We start from the raw sequence: 16454 nt of genomic DNA on the forward strand, positions 1-16454 counted from the left end.
TCATGTTATAATGTTAAATAATTTCACAAAGACCAAGAAGGTGAATTCGTTTTGAAAATAGGAATTGTAGGTGCTACGGGTTATGGGGGCGCCGAACTTGTCAGGATTCTTACACATCATCCTCATGCAGAAGAATGTATACTTTATTCATCCAGCGGAGAAGGAAAGGTCTATAGTAATGTTTACCCTCATCTAACCGGCTTGGCTGAGCAGAAGCTGAAGCCCATTAATATGAATACAATCAAACAGGAAATCGATGTCATGTTTCTTGCTGCGCCCCCGGGAGTATCAAGTGAACTGACTCCGCAGCTTGCAGAGGCGGGAATTCCGGTTATTGACCTGTCAGGTGATCTGAGGATACAAGAGCCTGCTGTATATGAAAAGTGGTATAAACGGACAGCGGCACCAAAAGAAACAATTCAAGAGGCGGTTTACGGCCTTTCAGAGCTGAATCAAAAAAACATTCAGCAGGCGAAGCTCATCGCCAATCCAGGTTGCTTTCCGACGGCTGTACTGCTAGGCCTCGCGCCTTTGGCACAAAAAAAGCTGCTTGATGAATCGTTCGTTATCGTTGATGCGAAAACAGGCGTTTCCGGCGCGGGAAGGAAAGCGTCCATGGGGACTCATTTTTCTGAGCTTAACGACAATTTTAAAATTTATAAAGTAAATGAACATCAGCACACCCCCGAGATTGAACAGACGTTAAAAGAATGGCAGCCAGAGTTGAAGGCTATTACATTCTCTGCTCACTTGGTTCCAATGACAAGGGGAATCATGGCGACGATGTATACGCAATTAACATCTGATCTATCTGCAGAAGATCTGCACGATTTATATTCGGAATTTTACCAAGATTCATATTTTGTGAGAGTGAGGCCTATGGGGCATTATCCGCAAACGAAGGAAGTGTTCGGCAGCAATTTCTGCGATGTATCCGTTACCCTCGACGAAAGAACAAACAGGGTAACGATCGTATCTGTAATTGATAATCTGATGAAGGGTGCCGCCGGGCAGGCAGTACAAAATTTCAATATCATGAATGGCTGGAACGAAGAGACAGGTCTGACCATGACACCAATTTATCCATAGAACAGGAGAGAATCGAACCATGATTCAGTTGAGTGAAGATCAAATAGTGAAAGTAAAAGGTGATATATCCTCGCCGAAAGGATTTCAGGCAAAGGGTGTGCATTGCGGACTGCGCTACTCGAAAAAAGACCTTGGTGTCATCATCAGCGAGACACCGGCAGTGAGCGCAGCAGTTTATACGCAAAGCCACTTTCAGGCGGCTCCGATTAAAGTCACACAGGACAGCTTAAAGCATGGATCAGCTCTGAAAGCAGTCATTGTCAACAGCGCTATTGCCAATGCTTGTACAGGGGAACAAGGCTTAGAGGACGCATACAAAATGCGGGAGAGCCTCGCTTTACAGTTGGGTATTGAGCCGGAGTTTGTCGCTGTTTCATCAACGGGCGTCATCGGCGAATATTTAGACATGGAAAAAATTCTGGCAGGCATCGAGCTCCTGAAACAAACACCTGCGGGATCGGGAGATTTCGAGGAAGCGATTTTAACGACAGATACCGTCATCAAGCAAACGTGCTATGAACTGACAATGGGCGGTCAAAAAGTCACCATCGGCGGAGCGGCTAAAGGCTCCGGAATGATTCACCCAAACATGGCCACCATGCTGGGGTTTGTGACAACAGACGCGGCAATCGAAGAAAAAGCGCTGCAAAAAGTGCTTCGCGACATCACTGACGTCTCTTTTAATCAAATTACAGTTGACGGAGAAACCTCCACCAATGACATGGTATTGGTCATGGCAAATGGCTGCGCGGAAAATGAGTGCCTTACGGAAGATCATAAGGACTGGCCGCTCTTTAAAAAAGCGCTTCTTATGACTTGCGAAGATTTGGCTAAGGAGATTGCCAGAGACGGAGAAGGCGCGACAAAACTAATCGAAGCCCAAGTAAAAGGGGCAAAAAACAATCTTGATGCAAACGTAATTGCCAAGAAAATTGTCGGTTCGAACCTCGTAAAAACAGCTGTGTACGGAACAGACGCAAACTGGGGGCGCATCATCGGGGCTATCGGGCACAGCGCGGCCCAGGTGAAGGCTGAAGAAGTAGAGGTTTATCTCGGGGGCCAATGCCTGTTTAAAAACAACGAACCTCAGCCATTCTCTGAATCTCTCGCGAAAGAATACCTCGAAGGAGACGAGATTGCCATTGTCATCAAGATGCATGAAGGGGACGGGAACGGAAGAGCATGGGGCTGTGACCTGACCTATGATTATATCAAAATTAATGCGAGCTATCGCACGTAATAAAGGGGAGCACAATGAAGAAAACAATCGTTTTTAAATGCGGGGGAAGTGTCATCCGTGAGCTGTCGGAAGAATTTTTTCAAAACCTGAAAGAATTGATGGAATCAGGATGGAAATTGGCAATCGTGCACGGCGGCGGACCGGAAATTACACATATGCTGAAACGGTTAAACATCAAAACAGAGTTCTCAGGCGGACAGCGGAAAACAACCAAACCGGTATTGGAAGTGGCTGAAATGGTCCTGTCCGGCTCAGTCAATAAATTTTTCGTTGCCGAGCTTGCCAAACACGGGTTGCGGGCTGCGGGAGTGTCCGGCAAGGATGGAGGCCTTCTCGAAGCAGACTATCTCGATCGGGACACATACGGCGAAGTCGGAGAAATTAAAAAGGTTAATGCCTCTATGGTAAATGCGCTGATGGATGAAGGCATCATTCCGGTTATCGCGCCCCTGTCCTTGACGAGCGACTACAAAACACTGAATGTCAATGCTGATCTTGCGGCTTCGGCGGTCGCCGGGGCGCTGAAAGCCGATAAGCTGATGTTCGTCACAGACGTAGAGGGAATCATGAAGGAAAAACAGCGTCTCGACATCCTGACCCCTGAGGAAATTCAGACTCTCATCAAACAGGAAGTGATCACAGGCGGGATGATACCGAAGGTCAATTCAGCCTTGTCAGCTTTATCGGATCAGGTTTCAGAAGTGATGATCGTAAACGGAAAAGGGTCGTTTTTCTCAAATCAAACATTTGAAGGAACAAAAATCGTCAAAGCAAAGGAGGCTGTTTCATGAGCAGCTTGTTTCAAACCTACGGTCGGTGGAACATCGAGATAAAGAAAGCGAAGGGAACTTGCGTTGAGGATCAAAACGGCAAAACATACCTCGATTTCATTCAAGGGATTGCGGTTTCCAACCTAGGCCACTGCCATGAAGCGGTCACAGAAGCGGTTAAAAAACAGCTCGACAGCGTATGGCACGTATCCAATCTGTTTGAAAACAGTCTTCAGGAGCAAGCGGCACAGCAGTTAGCGGCAAACAGTGCCGGAGATCTCGTTTTTTTCTGCAACAGCGGAGCGGAAGCGAATGAAGGCGCGATTAAGCTGGCACGAAAGGCAACTGGAAAAACGAAAATCATCACGTTTCTCCAATCATTCCACGGCCGCACCTATGCAGGGATGGCGGCTACCGGACAGGATAAAATCAAAACAGGCTTCGGCCCGATGCTGGAAGGCTTTCACTACCTCCCGTACAATGATCCTGCCGCTTTTGACGCTCTTGGGGGGGAAGACGACATAGCCGCGGTCATGCTTGAGACCGTACAGGGAGAAGGCGGAGTCAATCCGGCCAGTGCAGAATTTTTAACAGCCGTACAGTCGTTTTGCAAGGAAAAGCAGGCGCTTCTGATCGTAGATGAAATTCAGACGGGTATTGGACGGACAGGAAAAGGCTTCGCATACGAACACTTCGGCCTCTCACCTGATATCATCACAGCTGCAAAAGGATTGGGGAACGGCTTTCCAGTCGGTGCGGTAATCGGAAAGAAAGAGCTGGGAGCAGCGTTTACTCCTGGGTCTCACGGAACGACTTTCGGAGGGAATATGCTGGCGATGGCCGCCGTCAATGCAACATTGCAGGTTGTATTCCAGCCTGAATTTCTGCAAGAGGCTGCTGATAAGGGTGCGTTTTTGAAAGATCAGCTGGAGGCTGAACTGAAGAGTCCTTTTGTGAGGCAAATCCGCGGCAAAGGATTAATGCTTGGAATTGAGTGTGATGGGCCGGTTGCAGACATCATTACTGAATTGCAGACATTAGGCTTGCTCGTACTGCCGGCCGGACCGAACGTGATTCGTCTGCTGCCGCCGCTCACCGTGACAAAGGATGAAATAACAGAAGCCATCAGCAAGCTGAAACAAGCGATTGCACAGCATTCCGCTGTCAATTTGTAAATTTTTTTCGATATAAAAGCATAAAAATTCATTTTTATAATTAATTATTCATCAAGAGGTGGGCTTTTAGATGGAAGGTTATTTAGTATTAGAAGATGGAACAGTGTTCAGCGGCGAACTGGACGGACATGAAAACTGCACGGGCGAAGCTGTGTTTTTCACAGGAATGACGGGCTATCAGGAAGTGCTGACAGACCCGTCATACAAAGGACAGATTATCGTATTTACGTATCCGCTGATCGGCAACTACGGCATTAATGAAAACGACTTTGAAAGCAAAAAACCGCAAGTGAAAGCAGCTGTTGTTTACGAGGCATGCGATCATTTTTCTCATCATGAAGCGGTATACAGCCTTAAGGAATATCTGAAAAAATGGAACATCCCGCTTTTATCCCATGTCGATACGAGGGCTGTCGTCAAGAAAATCCGTGCGAACGGTACGATGGGGGCGTCTGTCACTGCCTCTAAAGAAGCGGCTGAGATTGCTCTGCAGCCTGAGAACGTCGCAGAACAGGCAGCAGCACAGGACATCAGCACAATCGGCGAAGGAAATAAACATATCGCTCTCATTGACTTTGGCTATAAAAAATCAATTGCATCATCACTCGTGAAACGAGGCTGCAAGGTCACCGTTATACCGTATCAGCAAATGGAAACTGTTTACGGCATAAAGCCGGACGGTGTCGTGTTATCCAACGGACCCGGAGATCCGAAAGCCATTACACCGTATATGGTACAAATCAAAAACATCGTCAGCCGTTTTCCGACGCTCGGCATATGTCTCGGCCATCAGCTGATTGCGCTCGCTTTTGGCGGAAATACGTTTAAGCTGCCGTTTGGACACAGAGGCGCAAACCATCCGGTCATCGACCGTGAAACGAAGCGGGTTTTCATGACCAGCCAAAATCACAGCTATGTGGTTGATGAAAAATCCATCAACCAAGAAGAGCTGACGATCAGATTCCACCATGTCAATGACACGTCAGTTGAAGGGCTTTCCCATAAAAAGCTGCCAGTCATGAGTGTGCAATTCCACCCGGAAGCCCATCCCGGGCCGGCGGAAAGCGAATGGATTTTTGATGATTATTTAAAGAATGTGATACCAGCAAGGAGAGAAATCGCCCATGCCTAAAGACACCAGTATTTCAAGCATATTAGTAATCGGCTCAGGCCCGATTATCATCGGCCAGGCGGCGGAATTTGATTATTCAGGCACTCAAGGGTGCATCGCGCTCAAGGAAGAAGGCTATCGGGTTATTCTCGTCAACAACAACCCGGCCACAATTATGACCGATGAAGCTTTCGCGGATGACATTTATTTTGAACCGCTCACGGCGGAAAGCTTAACAGACATTATTAAGAAAGAAAAGCCCGACGGACTTTTGGCCAATTTAGGCGGGCAGACTGCACTGAATCTAGCGGTTGAACTTGAAGAGGCGGGTATCCTAAAGGCGCACGGCGTCAAACTTCTAGGTACATCCGTGGATACAATCCAAAAAGGAGAGGACCGGGAGAAATTTCGTTCTTTAATGAACGAGCTGAATCAGCCAGTTCCAGAGAGCGAAATTGTCGATAACGAAACCGACGCCATTCGCTTTGCGGAATCGATCGGCTTTCCGGTCATTATCCGGCCTGCTTACACGTTAGGCGGAAAAGGCGGGGGCATCGCGCCTACGAAAGAAGCATTTACCGCCATGATCAAGCAAGCCCTTTTGGCTAGCCCGATCAATCAATGCCTGGTAGAAAAGAGCATTGCCGGCTTTAAAGAAATTGAATATGAAGTGATGCGTGACAGCAACAACACATGCATTACCGTCTGTAATATGGAAAACATCGATCCTGTCGGTGTGCATACAGGCGATTCAATCGTAGTGGCGCCTTCACAAACATTAACTGATGAAGACTATCAAATGCTCCGGACGGCAAGTCTGACGATCATTTCGGCACTTGATGTCGTAGGCGGCTGCAACATTCAGTTTGCGCTTGATCCGTTCAGCAAGCAATACTACGTTATAGAAGTGAATCCGCGTGTGAGCCGTTCATCTGCTCTCGCGTCAAAAGCAACAGGTTATCCCATTGCGAAAATGGCTGCGAAATTGGCGGTCGGATACACGCTTGACGAATTAAAAAACCCGCTTACAGGCTCCACTTATGCGAGCTTTGAACCGGCATTGGACTATGTCATCGTCAAGTTTCCGCGCTGGCCGTTTGATAAATTCAAAAACGCGGACCGCAAGCTCGGCACGAAAATGAAAGCCACCGGAGAAGTGATGGCGATTGAACGTAATATAGAAGCGGCAATCCAAAAGGCGGCAGCCTCCCTTGAGCTGAAAAACGTCGGCACGCATCTGCCCGAGCTCGGCGGCTTATCAATTGAAGCGCTCTGGGAACTGGCAATCACACCTGACGATCGAAGATTTTTCGTTGTGATGGAGCTGTTAAGCCGAAGGATATCGATAGAAGAAATCCATGCAAAAACAAAAATCGACCCGTTTTTCCTTCATACCTTTAACAATATCATCAAGCTGGAAAATCAGATCATGGAAGCGGGGAGCGACCTCTCTTTTGATTTATTAAAAAAGGCAAAGGAAAAAGGGTTTTCAGATGCAACGATAGCCTCGCTTATCGGCAAGACAGAGGAAGAGGTGCGCGCTCTTCGCAAGGAGAAGGGGATTACGCCTTCCTTCAAAATTGTTGATACTTGCGCAGCTGAGTTTGATGCGAAAACCAACTATTTTTACTCCACGTATTTCGGAGAAACCGATGGAGACATCAGCCGCAAAGAGAAAAAGCGCGCGCTGATTATCGGATCAGGACCGATCCGCATCGGCCAGGGCGTTGAATTTGATTATAGTGCTGTTCATGGGGTGTTAACGCTGCAAAAGCTTGGGTTCGAAACGATTATGATTAACAACAACCCGGAAACCGTGAGCACAGATTATGAAATTGCGGATCGACTGTATTTTGAACCGCTGACAACGGAGCACATATTAAACGTGGCGGAGCAGGAAACCATTGACTTTGCGATCGTGCAGTTCGGCGGCCAAACCGCGATCAATGCTGCTGAAGCGCTCGAAAAAGCCGGAATCACGCTTCTCGGCACATCGTTTGAAACGCTTGACGTGTTAGAGGATCGCGATCAATTTTATCAGCTTCTTGATGAACTCGGATTGCAGCATGCTAAAGGAGAAATTGCCTATACAAAAGAAGAGGCTGCAGAGAAAGCTAACGGCATCGGCTATCCGGTATTAATCCGTCCTTCTTATGTCATTGGCGGGATGGGTATGATTATCGTTGACTCGGAAGCTGCGCTTTCTCAGCTGCTGGACGGAGAAGACAGCATGCCGTACCCCATTTTAATTGATCAGTACGTGTCAGGAAAAGAAGTCGAAATTGATTTGATTTCCGACGGTGAAGAAGTCTTTATCCCGACATATACCGAACATATTGAGCGGGCGGGCGTCCACTCAGGGGACAGCTTTGCCGTTCTCCCGGGGCCTTCCGTCACAAACAAATTGCAGCAAGGAATGAAAGATGCTGCACAAAAAATTGCCCGAAAGCTTTCGTTTAAAGGCATTATGAACATCCAATTTGTGATCGATAACGAAAACATTCTCGTCCTTGAAGTGAATCCGAGAGCGAGCCGTACAGTTCCGGTTGTCAGCAAAGTCATGGGCGTTCCGATGATTCCGCTCGCCACAAGGCTTCTGGCGGGGGCATCTCTAAAAGATGTAAACCCGGCAGTTCAAAATCACCACGGCGTTGCTGTAAAGTTCCCGGTCTTTTCAACACATGCCATTCAAGATGTAGATGTGAAGCTTGGACCGGAAATGAAATCGACGGGAGAAGGCATGTGTGTTGCATACGACGCCGACAGCGCCTTGAAGAAAATCTACACGCGTGTTTGGAATCAAAAAGGAAGCATTTATTTGCAAAACGGACCGGAAGATTTGAAGACATTAGCGGAAAACGCCGGTTTTACAGTTCATGAAGGTACATTCGCCTCATGGATGGAACAGGATGAAAAAGCTCTTCATATCAATTTAAACGGCTCTGAAGAAGCACGGAAAGAGCGTCTGGAAGCCATGACACACGGCATTACCGTCTTTACTGAAGAGGAAACCGTACGGGCGTTTTTGCAAAGCGGATCAGGCAGTCCGCACCCTGTTTCCCTCAGAGATCTTTATAAAAAGGAAGTGGCATCATGCACACAGTGAATATGGGAGAAACGCAAACCAGTCTATTCGGAAAAGACCTATTAACGCTAAAAGATCTCAGTGAACAGGATATCAGCGCGTTGCTTGCTGAAGCCAGTGAACTGAAACAAAACAAAATTCAGCTTATTTTTCAAGGCAAAACCCTTGCGATGATTTTTGAAAAATCATCCACGCGGACTCGTGTTTCATTTGAAGCCGGAATGGCGCAGCTTGGCGGAAATGCCCTCTTTTTAAGCCAGAAAGATCTGCAGCTGGGCCGCGGTGAAACGGTGGCTGATACGGCAAAAGTGCTCTCAGGCTATGTAGATGCAATCATGATCCGTACCTTCGAGCATGAAACGGTGGAGGAGCTTGCTGAACACGCTGATATTCCAGTTATCAACGGACTTACCGATAAATATCATCCATGTCAGGCGCTTGCGGACCTATTGACGATCAAGGAAATCAAAGGCGATCTCAAAGGTGTGAAAGTCGCATATATCGGTGACGGAAATAATGTGGCGCACTCCCTGATGATCGGCTGCGCAAAAATGGGCTGTGATATTTCGATTGCTTCACCTGAGGGATACGAAGTGTTAGACGAAGCGGTGGAAGCAGCCAAGGCAGCGGCCCTTCAATCAGGTGCTTCCATTACACTTACAGCTGATTCGATTGAAGCCGTAAAAAATGCGGACGTCATTTATTCAGATGTATTCACTAGCATGGGACAGGAAGCGGAAGAGCAAGAGCGTCTATCAGTCTTTTCGCCTTACCAGGTGAATGCATCGCTTGTCAGCCATGCTAAACCTGACTATACATTTTTGCACTGTCTTCCTGCACATCGTGAAGAAGAAGTGACGGCGGAGATTATTGACGGTCCGAATTCCGCTGTATTCCAGCAGGCCGAAAACCGCCTCCATGTGCAAAAAGCGCTGTTAAAGGCGATCCTATACAACGGAGAATAACCGAAAAAACTGCTGAGCCGGCTCTCAGCAGTTTTTTTATGGAAACATATTCACACCCGCTTAGGCGCATACTACACGAAAAAGGAAAAGGAGGAAAAATAGTGGGACAGCAGCATCAATTCCGGCCCGGGCAAAAAGCGCCCAACAACGGCGTCTATGTAGAAATCGGCGAGACGGGGAGTATGGTCAAAAATCCGCAAAAGGTCCATCTGTCTGCAGGAGATATGTTTCCTGAAACATCTAATCACAACCGCCTGTGGACGTATAAAAGAAAACCGTGATCACGAAAAAACCCAAAACAATATATGTTTTGGGTTTTTGGCTTATTAATGCTGGCTGGCATTGTTGTTCATAGGCATGATTGCTGCTAGCGCCATGATCAGCACATATAAAACGACAGCAATTACGGATGATGTTGTGAAGTTATACGCTACACTGTTCATGCTGGCAATCAAATAGCATGCCATATGCGATAAAAGGAACGTCCAAATAAAAGCAATAATAAATCGCACGTTTCCACCTCGTCCTTCTCATTCTATTCTAGAAGTTATCATACCATACATAAAGCCAAGGGGGAATCTAATTTTAGAAGAAAGTGAGGTGACAAAAGAGTCTGATTCGTCACATTTTTAATGGTAAAATATAAAAAATAAATATCGTCAATTGGTATAATAGCCAAAACATAGAAAGGCTAGGACTTTACCTTATTCGTTTCTTTTCTTTTTACATAAGATAGCGTGAGATGAAGTGTGAAAGGAGGCGGGCAAGCGATGGGAATAACGGAAAGGTATTTTCAATTGGGAACGGAGCATAACGTGATTCATCTGCCCTATCGTCCGAACGGCTTTGGTATCTTTGTCCTCGGAGACAGAACCCACTTTGTCGGTAATGATTCGAGCTTTTGGCTTCAGCATTACGGCAGAAATCAGCTTTTAAATATGCTGAGGGACGAAGGCTATACCATTTTTAACAGCAATCTGTTCGGAAGGCACTGGGGCGCGGAAAAAGCGGTCACCTATGCCAAGCAGCTGATACATTTCGTGTTGAAGCAGGAAATACTCAATCCGAAGATTCATATATTAGCAGAAGGAATGGGCGCTCTCGTGGCCGATGAACTGCTTCGTTTTTCCCCGGATCATATCCGATCAGCCGCGATGTTGAATCCTTGTCTCGATCTTCAGGCACATTATGAATCAGAAAAAGAAAATAAATTTTTCTATAAGCAATTTTTGAAGGAAGTATCGGAAAGCTACGAAATCCCCGAAAAAGAAGCGGCTTCACTTCGTTATAAAACAATCGAAACCTATCCGAGCAGCGTACCGGTTCATATATGGCAGAGGATGACCGGATCTCCGTATCCGTACAGCCTGCATGCGGAGGTATTTAAGGAAAAACAGCAGCGAAAACAAGGCTGTCCGGTTGACATAACGTTTCATTTATTTGAGCACCCAAGCAGGATTTATGCATCAATCTGCAAATTCTTTCACAGTCATGAAAAAGAGCTATAAAGAATACAATAACAATAGCCTTCTCTTTTGCGGAGGCTGTTTTGCTTTGGATAAAATGAAAAACCGGAAGGGCGGCAGATGAAATGAAATCAACGCTGATTGTAGGGGCGGATGAATTTTTCGGCCTTTCTTTATGCGAACGAATGATGGATGAAGGCATATACGTCGATGTCGTTTTGGCTGAAACAGATGATGAAAGCAGACAAATGTACTTAGAGGAAAGACTCATGTGGCTTGGGAGAAATGAGCACTTTCGGAAGCTTGAGCACATTGAGGATCAATTATATGATACAATTTGTATCCAATATGGCGGCGGCTTTTTGCCTTTGGATCAATATAAATCAGCTTATGTTTTGGTATATGAACAAGACCGAAAAGAGTGGGAGAAACGTGAAAAGACAGGTTCAGAAAAAGCGGTGATTCTTCCGAAAATGTATGGGCCGTGGAAAGAAGAACAGGAGGAAGAGGGCTTTTATACAGAAGATGTAGCTGACGAGCTGTTGAGATTCCTGCTAGATCCCGGCCGTGATCCTGGCGAAAGTTCCATTTTTGATTTGCAAATCACTAAAAAAACCTCCAAAGATGAAGCGAAAACAAAAATTCTCGAGTGGAAAAGACAATTTCCATCAATTTTCGACAAATATTAAGAAAAACCTTCCATGTTTCGAGTTTTCTAGATACAATAAACATATCATTTTAATACATGTTATAGCTTGTCAAAAAGGAGTTGAACATGACTTGATCACAAGGCTTGTCATGATCTTTTCTGTCCTCCTTTTATTAAGCGGATGTGGACAAACTCCGTTTAAAGGAAAAATTGAGAAGGTCGGCATGCTCTTTCCTGATACGATTAATGACCTCGTATGGGGCACAAAAGGGTATAAAGGATTATTGAATATACAGTCTAAATACAATGTGGACGTCTACTATAAAGAAGGCGTAAAAACAGATGAAGATATTATAAATGCGATTGAAGATTTTCATAAGCGCGGCGTCAATCTCCTCTTTGGCCATGGAAGTGAGTTTGAAGAAGTATTTAACTTGGTCAGTGAAGACTATCCGGATATGCAGTTTGTGATTTCAAATGCAAAAGCAAAAGCGGATAATGTCACAAGCGTCCATCTCAGCGGGGAAGCAATCGGCTTCTTCGGCGGAATGACCGCTGCCCATATGTCAAAAACCAATCAGGTCGGTGTTATCGCTTCTTTTACATGGCAGCCAGAAGTTGACGGCTTTATAAAAGGGGCTAAGTATGAAGATCCTAATATAGAAGTGAATACAAAATATACGGATCACTGGGATGATGATTCGACTGCGGTTAACCTTTATCAAAAAATGAAGAACGAAGGCGCAGATGTTGTGTATCCTGCCGGAGATGGGTATAATGTTCCTGTCATTCAGCAAATCAAAAAAGACGGCCTATATGCGATCGGCTATGTCACAGATCAATCCGATCTTGGCGAGAACACCGTGTTAACCAGCACGGTGCAAAATGTGGACAAGGCCTATGAAATCATAGCTGAGCAATTCGACAAAGGCACTTTAAAAGGCGGCGATCACTATTACGATCTGAAAAGCCGAGTTGTCGAAATGGGAACCTTCAGTCCGCTTGTGGACAAAGACTTTCAGAAAAAAATCGCCAAACTGGTCAAAATGTATAACAAAACAGGTGAACTGCCAAAAAACGAGTAACGGGGTGACGTCACATGCAGCACGAAAAATCACTTGAGTTTTTGCAAATTGCAATGAAATATCTGCCTGAAGCGAAAGAGCAGCTGGAAAAATCGGGAATAGAACTGTCGATGGAGGCCATTCAGCCGTTTATGAATTTATTTACAACGGTAATGGCGGAAGCCTACGAGCTAGGTAAATCCGACGCGAAATCTGAAACCGAATAAGAAGAAGCCACTTTCTCGAAAGTGGCTTTTCACATGATTTTCTTTTTAATAGCGGATACCATAGGTGCGAGCTCCTTCAGAGCGGGTTTGATTTGATCGAGAGAGTTCATAATCGAACCGATTTGGTTCATGATATACATGTAATCAATCGTCTCTTCTTCGTTGGTCGGGGAAACCTCCTCCTCCTGCACTTCTTCTTTTTCTGTTTTTTGTTTGGCGTTATCGCCGAACATCATTTTTGAAAACACATCCACCTGCATACGCCTCCTTTTCCATATACCATACTCTATGAGTAAGTTGAACTGATAGTTTAGACGAATATATTGCCATGTGAAAAAAAATAGGATAGAATTAGTACCTGATACTAATAATTGATCATAACCTGATTGATCTTCTAAATTAACTATATAAAGGAGTCTTCCCTTATGAAAGCTGGAATACTTGGAGTTGGACGTTATATCCCTGAGAAGGTTTTAACAAATCATGATTTAGAAAAAATGGTTGAAACTTCTGACGAGTGGATTCGTACAAGAACAGGAATAGAAGAAAGAAGAATTGCCGCAGATGACGTATATTCATCACATATGGCTGTTGCAGCAGCGAAAAAAGCGCTGGAACAAGCTGAAGTGTCCGCTGAGGATCTCGATATGATTCTCGTTGCGACTGTCACACCAGATCAGTCATTTCCTACAGTTTCTTGTATGATTCAAGAGCAGCTCGGCGCAAAGAAAGCATGTGCCATGGATATCAGCGCGGCTTGTGCAGGCTTTATGTACGGGGTTGTAACAGGTAAACAATTTATTGAATCCGGAACCTATAAGCATGTCCTTGTTGTCGGTGTAGAAAAGCTCTCAAGCATTACAGACTGGGAAGACCGCAACACAGCCGTTCTGTTTGGTGACGGAGCGGGCGCTGCGGTAGTCGGGCCAGTCAGTGATGACAGAGGAATTCTTTCATTTGAACTAGGAGCAGACGGCACAGGCGGTCAGCACTTGTATCTGAATGAAAAAGGACATACAATCATGAATGGACGTGAAGTTTTCAAATTTGCGGTCCGCCAAATGGGTGAATCATGCGTAAATGTCATTGAAAAAGCAGGGCTCTCAAAAGAGGACGTCGACTTTTTGATTCCGCATCAGGCGAACATCCGCATCATGGAAGCTGCACGTGAGCGTTTAGAGCTTCCTGTCGAAAAGATGTCTAAAACTGTTCATAAATATGGAAACACTTCTGCCGCATCCATTCCTATTTCTCTCGTAGAAGAATTGGAAGCCGGTAAAATCAAAGATGGCGATGTGATCGTCATGGTAGGATTCGGCGGAGGATTAACTTGGGGCGCCATTGCAATCCGCTGGGGCCGATAAAAAAAGGTGAGGTGCACACAAGATGAGTAAAAAAAGAGTAGTTGTTACAGGACTCGGAGCATTGTCTCCGCTTGGCAACGACGTTGATACAAGTTGGAATAACGCAATCAACGGTGTGTCCGGAATTGGTCCGATCACTCGTGTTGATGCTGAAGAATATCCGGCTAAAGTAGCCGCTGAATTAAAAGACTTTAATGTTGAAGATTACATGGACAAAAAAGAAGCAAGAAAAATGGACCGTTTCACTCAATATGCGGTTGTCGCTGCGAAAATGGCAGTTGAAGACGCAGGTCTTAAAATTACTGATGAAATCGCGCCGAGAGTCGGTGTTTGGGTTGGTTCCGGAATCGGAGGACTTGAAACGCTTGAGTCTCAATTTGAAATCTTCTTAACAAAAGGCCCAAGACGGGTAAGCCCGTTTTTTGTGCCGATGATGATTCCTGATATGGCGACAGGCCAAATTTCTATTGCTTTAGGAGCAAAGGGAGTTAACTCTTGTACGGTAACTGCATGTGCAACAGGAACAAACTCTATCGGTGACGCGTTTAAAGTCATTCAGCGCGGCGATGCAGACGCTATGATCACAGGCGGAACAGAAGCGCCGCTGACTAGAATGTCATTCGCTGGCTTCAGTGCCAACAAAGCGCTTTCTACAAATCCGGATCCGAAAACAGCAAGCCGTCCGTTTGATAAAAACCGTGATGGATTCGTCATGGGTGAAGGTGCGGGAATTATCGTTCTTGAGGAACTTGAGCACGCACTTGCACGCGGCGCTAAAATTTACGGAGAAATCGTCGGTTACGGCTCGACGGGAGACGCTTATCATATCACAGCGCCTGCCCAAGACGGCGAAGGCGGAGCGAGAGCGATGCAAGAAGCCATTAAAGATGCGGGCATTGCGCCTGAAGAGATTGACTATATCAATGCTCACGGCACAAGCACATATTACAATGACAAATACGAAACAATGGCGATTAAGACTGTTTTTGGCGAGCATGCCTACAAACTTGCGGTAAGCTCTACAAAATCTATGACGGGCCACCTTCTAGGCGCGGCGGGCGGTATTGAAGCCATTTTCTCTATCCTTGCCATTAAAGAAGGCATGATCCCGCCAACAATCAATATTGAAACGCCTGACGAAGAATGCGATTTAGATTATGTGCCTGGTGAAGCACGCAGACAGGATCTCAGCTATGTTCTCAGCAACTCACTGGGATTCGGCGGACATAATGCAACGCTCATCTTCAAAAAATATCAGTAATCATGACGCCAAACCGGCTGCCCTAAAAGGGTAGCCGGTTTTTTTCGTGCGCATAGGATAAAAAAGAGGAGGCGATAGCATGAGCGTGGAACAAACATACAAATGGTTTGAAAAAGCCGCTTCAATAGATGATCTGGCGCATTACATTGTCCCGCACTTTTCAGGATCGGAGAAAGAAGACTGGAAACGCATCTTGAGACATTTGCAGCATCACGGAATGTTTAAAAACATAGAAGAGGGAATAAGCACGTCTTCCATTCTGAAAGAAAAAGGACTTTTCCAGCATATACAAAAAGAGGAGCAGTATCTCAAAAAGAAGTGGCAAGGACCTGACGTGCCAATCGTAGCACTTCCGGTTGATGAACGAAACAGAAGAATCCGTTTAGAATTCGGATCAAAATCAGGGCTCGCCTTTCCTGATAAAATGTTTCTCTTTTTCTCGTCAGATATCGAATTATCCTCGGTGTCAGCCCTTATGACACATGAATATCATCATGTTTGCCGGTTAGATCATATGACTAAAGAGGAAAAAGACGTCACATTACTTGATACAATCATCATGGAGGGGTTGGCAGAATATGCTGTTTATGAGAGGTTAGGCCAGAGCCAAACGGCTGACTGGACCAACTGGTATACCCCTCTGCAGCTTGAAGTTTTTTACGAAAAAAAGATTGCGCCCTATTTGAACATCAAACGGGAACATCGATTGTTCGATCAGCTTTTATACGGCAAAGGATACCATCCGAAAATGCTTGGATATGCAGTCGGATTCAATATTGTAAAAAAATATTTAACAGAGAACAAAGCCAATACAGCAGACGGGCTGTCCATCTCTCCTGAAACCTTTTTGAAAGCAACGCTTTAATAGAATAAAATAATGGAATTTCGTTAATAATATTACATTTATCCTAAAAAATTCTTGATTTTGCAAAATGATTGTAATAATATACAACTATAAAATTTTTCGATAATTCAATATTATTTATTA

General features: G+C 45.3%; 17 protein-coding genes. 15 read left to right on the plus strand and 2 right to left on the minus strand.

All coding sequences use genetic code 11. The features are described from left to right. Positions 1–51: 51 nt before the first annotated feature. The 8 genes from argC to NSU16_RS06070 all read left to right on the plus strand — a co-directional run bounded on the left by argC (position 52) and on the right by NSU16_RS06070 (position 9716). The gene (gene argC, locus NSU16_RS06035; RefSeq protein ID WP_339192298.1) at positions 52–1089 is read left to right on the plus strand and encodes an N-acetyl-gamma-glutamyl-phosphate reductase; all 1038 of its coding nucleotides are present in this window, start codon (positions 52–54) and stop codon (positions 1087–1089) included. 19 nt (positions 1090–1108) lie between these two features. Continuing rightward, positions 1109–2329, plus strand: coding sequence for a bifunctional ornithine acetyltransferase/N-acetylglutamate synthase (gene argJ / locus NSU16_RS06040; protein ID WP_339192299.1), 1221 nt, complete (start codon positions 1109–1111; stop codon positions 2327–2329). A gap of 14 nt (positions 2330–2343) precedes the next feature. After that, the gene (argB, locus tag NSU16_RS06045; RefSeq protein WP_339192300.1) at positions 2344–3120 is read left to right on the plus strand and encodes an acetylglutamate kinase; all 777 of its coding nucleotides are present in this window, start codon (positions 2344–2346) and stop codon (positions 3118–3120) included. Then, the gene (locus tag NSU16_RS06050; protein WP_286058729.1) at positions 3117–4274 is read left to right on the plus strand and encodes an acetylornithine transaminase; all 1158 of its coding nucleotides are present in this window, start codon (positions 3117–3119) and stop codon (positions 4272–4274) included. Before argB ends, NSU16_RS06050 begins: the two co-directional genes overlap by 4 nt. A gap of 70 nt (positions 4275–4344) precedes the next feature. Continuing rightward, positions 4345–5406: a carbamoyl phosphate synthase small subunit gene (locus NSU16_RS06055; protein ID WP_339192301.1), complete on the plus strand. Its 1062-nt coding sequence runs from the start codon at positions 4345–4347 to the stop codon at positions 5404–5406. Then, on the plus strand, positions 5399–8491 hold the full coding sequence (locus tag NSU16_RS06060) for a carbamoyl phosphate synthase large subunit (RefSeq protein ID WP_339192302.1): 3093 nt from the start codon (positions 5399–5401) through the stop codon (positions 8489–8491). Before NSU16_RS06055 ends, NSU16_RS06060 begins: the two co-directional genes overlap by 8 nt. Further along, on the plus strand, positions 8479–9435 hold the full coding sequence (gene argF, locus NSU16_RS06065; RefSeq protein WP_339192303.1) for an ornithine carbamoyltransferase: 957 nt from the start codon (positions 8479–8481) through the stop codon (positions 9433–9435). The genes NSU16_RS06060 and argF overlap by 13 nt, the downstream gene beginning before the upstream one ends. 101 nt (positions 9436–9536) lie before the next feature. Continuing rightward, on the plus strand, positions 9537–9716 hold the full coding sequence (locus NSU16_RS06070; RefSeq protein WP_010333726.1) for a YjzC family protein: 180 nt from the start codon (positions 9537–9539) through the stop codon (positions 9714–9716). 45 nt (positions 9717–9761) lie between these two features. On the opposite strand, the gene NSU16_RS06075 is transcribed toward NSU16_RS06070, so the two are convergent. Then, complete coding sequence (locus NSU16_RS06075; protein ID WP_010333727.1) at positions 9762–9947, minus strand: YjzD family protein; 186 nt, start codon at positions 9945–9947, stop codon at positions 9762–9764. 258 nt (positions 9948–10205) lie between these two features. On the opposite strand from NSU16_RS06075, the gene NSU16_RS06080 reads away from it, so the two are divergent. The 4 genes from NSU16_RS06080 to comZ all read left to right on the plus strand — a co-directional run bounded on the left by NSU16_RS06080 (position 10206) and on the right by comZ (position 12841). Then, the gene (locus tag NSU16_RS06080; RefSeq protein ID WP_268446757.1) at positions 10206–10943 is read left to right on the plus strand and encodes a hypothetical protein; all 738 of its coding nucleotides are present in this window, start codon (positions 10206–10208) and stop codon (positions 10941–10943) included. Positions 10944–11026: 83 nt separating this feature from the next. Next, positions 11027–11590: a hypothetical protein gene (locus tag NSU16_RS06085; RefSeq protein WP_339192304.1), complete on the plus strand. Its 564-nt coding sequence runs from the start codon at positions 11027–11029 to the stop codon at positions 11588–11590. Positions 11591–11681: 91 nt separating this feature from the next. Next, the gene (locus NSU16_RS06090; protein ID WP_010333730.1) at positions 11682–12635 is read left to right on the plus strand and encodes a BMP family ABC transporter substrate-binding protein; all 954 of its coding nucleotides are present in this window, start codon (positions 11682–11684) and stop codon (positions 12633–12635) included. Between the two features lie 14 nt (positions 12636–12649). After that, a complete protein-coding gene (comZ, locus tag NSU16_RS06095) occupies positions 12650–12841 on the plus strand; it encodes a ComG operon transcriptional repressor ComZ (protein ID WP_003224559.1) in 192 nt (63 codons plus the stop codon). Positions 12842–12870: 29 nt separating this feature from the next. Here comZ and NSU16_RS06100 read toward each other — a convergent pair whose 3' ends face one another. Further along, positions 12871–13101: a hypothetical protein gene (locus tag NSU16_RS06100; protein ID WP_081638273.1), complete on the minus strand. Its 231-nt coding sequence runs from the start codon at positions 13099–13101 to the stop codon at positions 12871–12873. Between the two features lie 165 nt (positions 13102–13266). Between NSU16_RS06100 and fabH the strand changes: the two genes are divergently transcribed. The 3 genes from fabH to NSU16_RS06115 all read left to right on the plus strand — a co-directional run bounded on the left by fabH (position 13267) and on the right by NSU16_RS06115 (position 16331). Then, positions 13267–14205 (plus strand): beta-ketoacyl-ACP synthase III, encoded by a 939-nt coding sequence (gene fabH, locus NSU16_RS06105; protein WP_010333732.1) that lies wholly within the window; start codon positions 13267–13269, stop codon positions 14203–14205. 22 nt (positions 14206–14227) lie between these two features. Beyond that, positions 14228–15466: a beta-ketoacyl-ACP synthase II gene (gene fabF, locus NSU16_RS06110; RefSeq protein WP_106022352.1), complete on the plus strand. Its 1239-nt coding sequence runs from the start codon at positions 14228–14230 to the stop codon at positions 15464–15466. A gap of 79 nt (positions 15467–15545) precedes the next feature. Further along, complete coding sequence (locus tag NSU16_RS06115; protein WP_339192305.1) at positions 15546–16331, plus strand: DUF2268 domain-containing protein; 786 nt, start codon at positions 15546–15548, stop codon at positions 16329–16331. The last annotated feature ends 123 nt before the right edge of the window (positions 16332–16454 follow it).

Source organism: Bacillus sp. FSL K6-1003 (assembly GCF_037964945.1).
GTDB classification, from domain to species: domain Bacteria; phylum Bacillota; class Bacilli; order Bacillales; family Bacillaceae; genus Bacillus; species Bacillus mojavensis.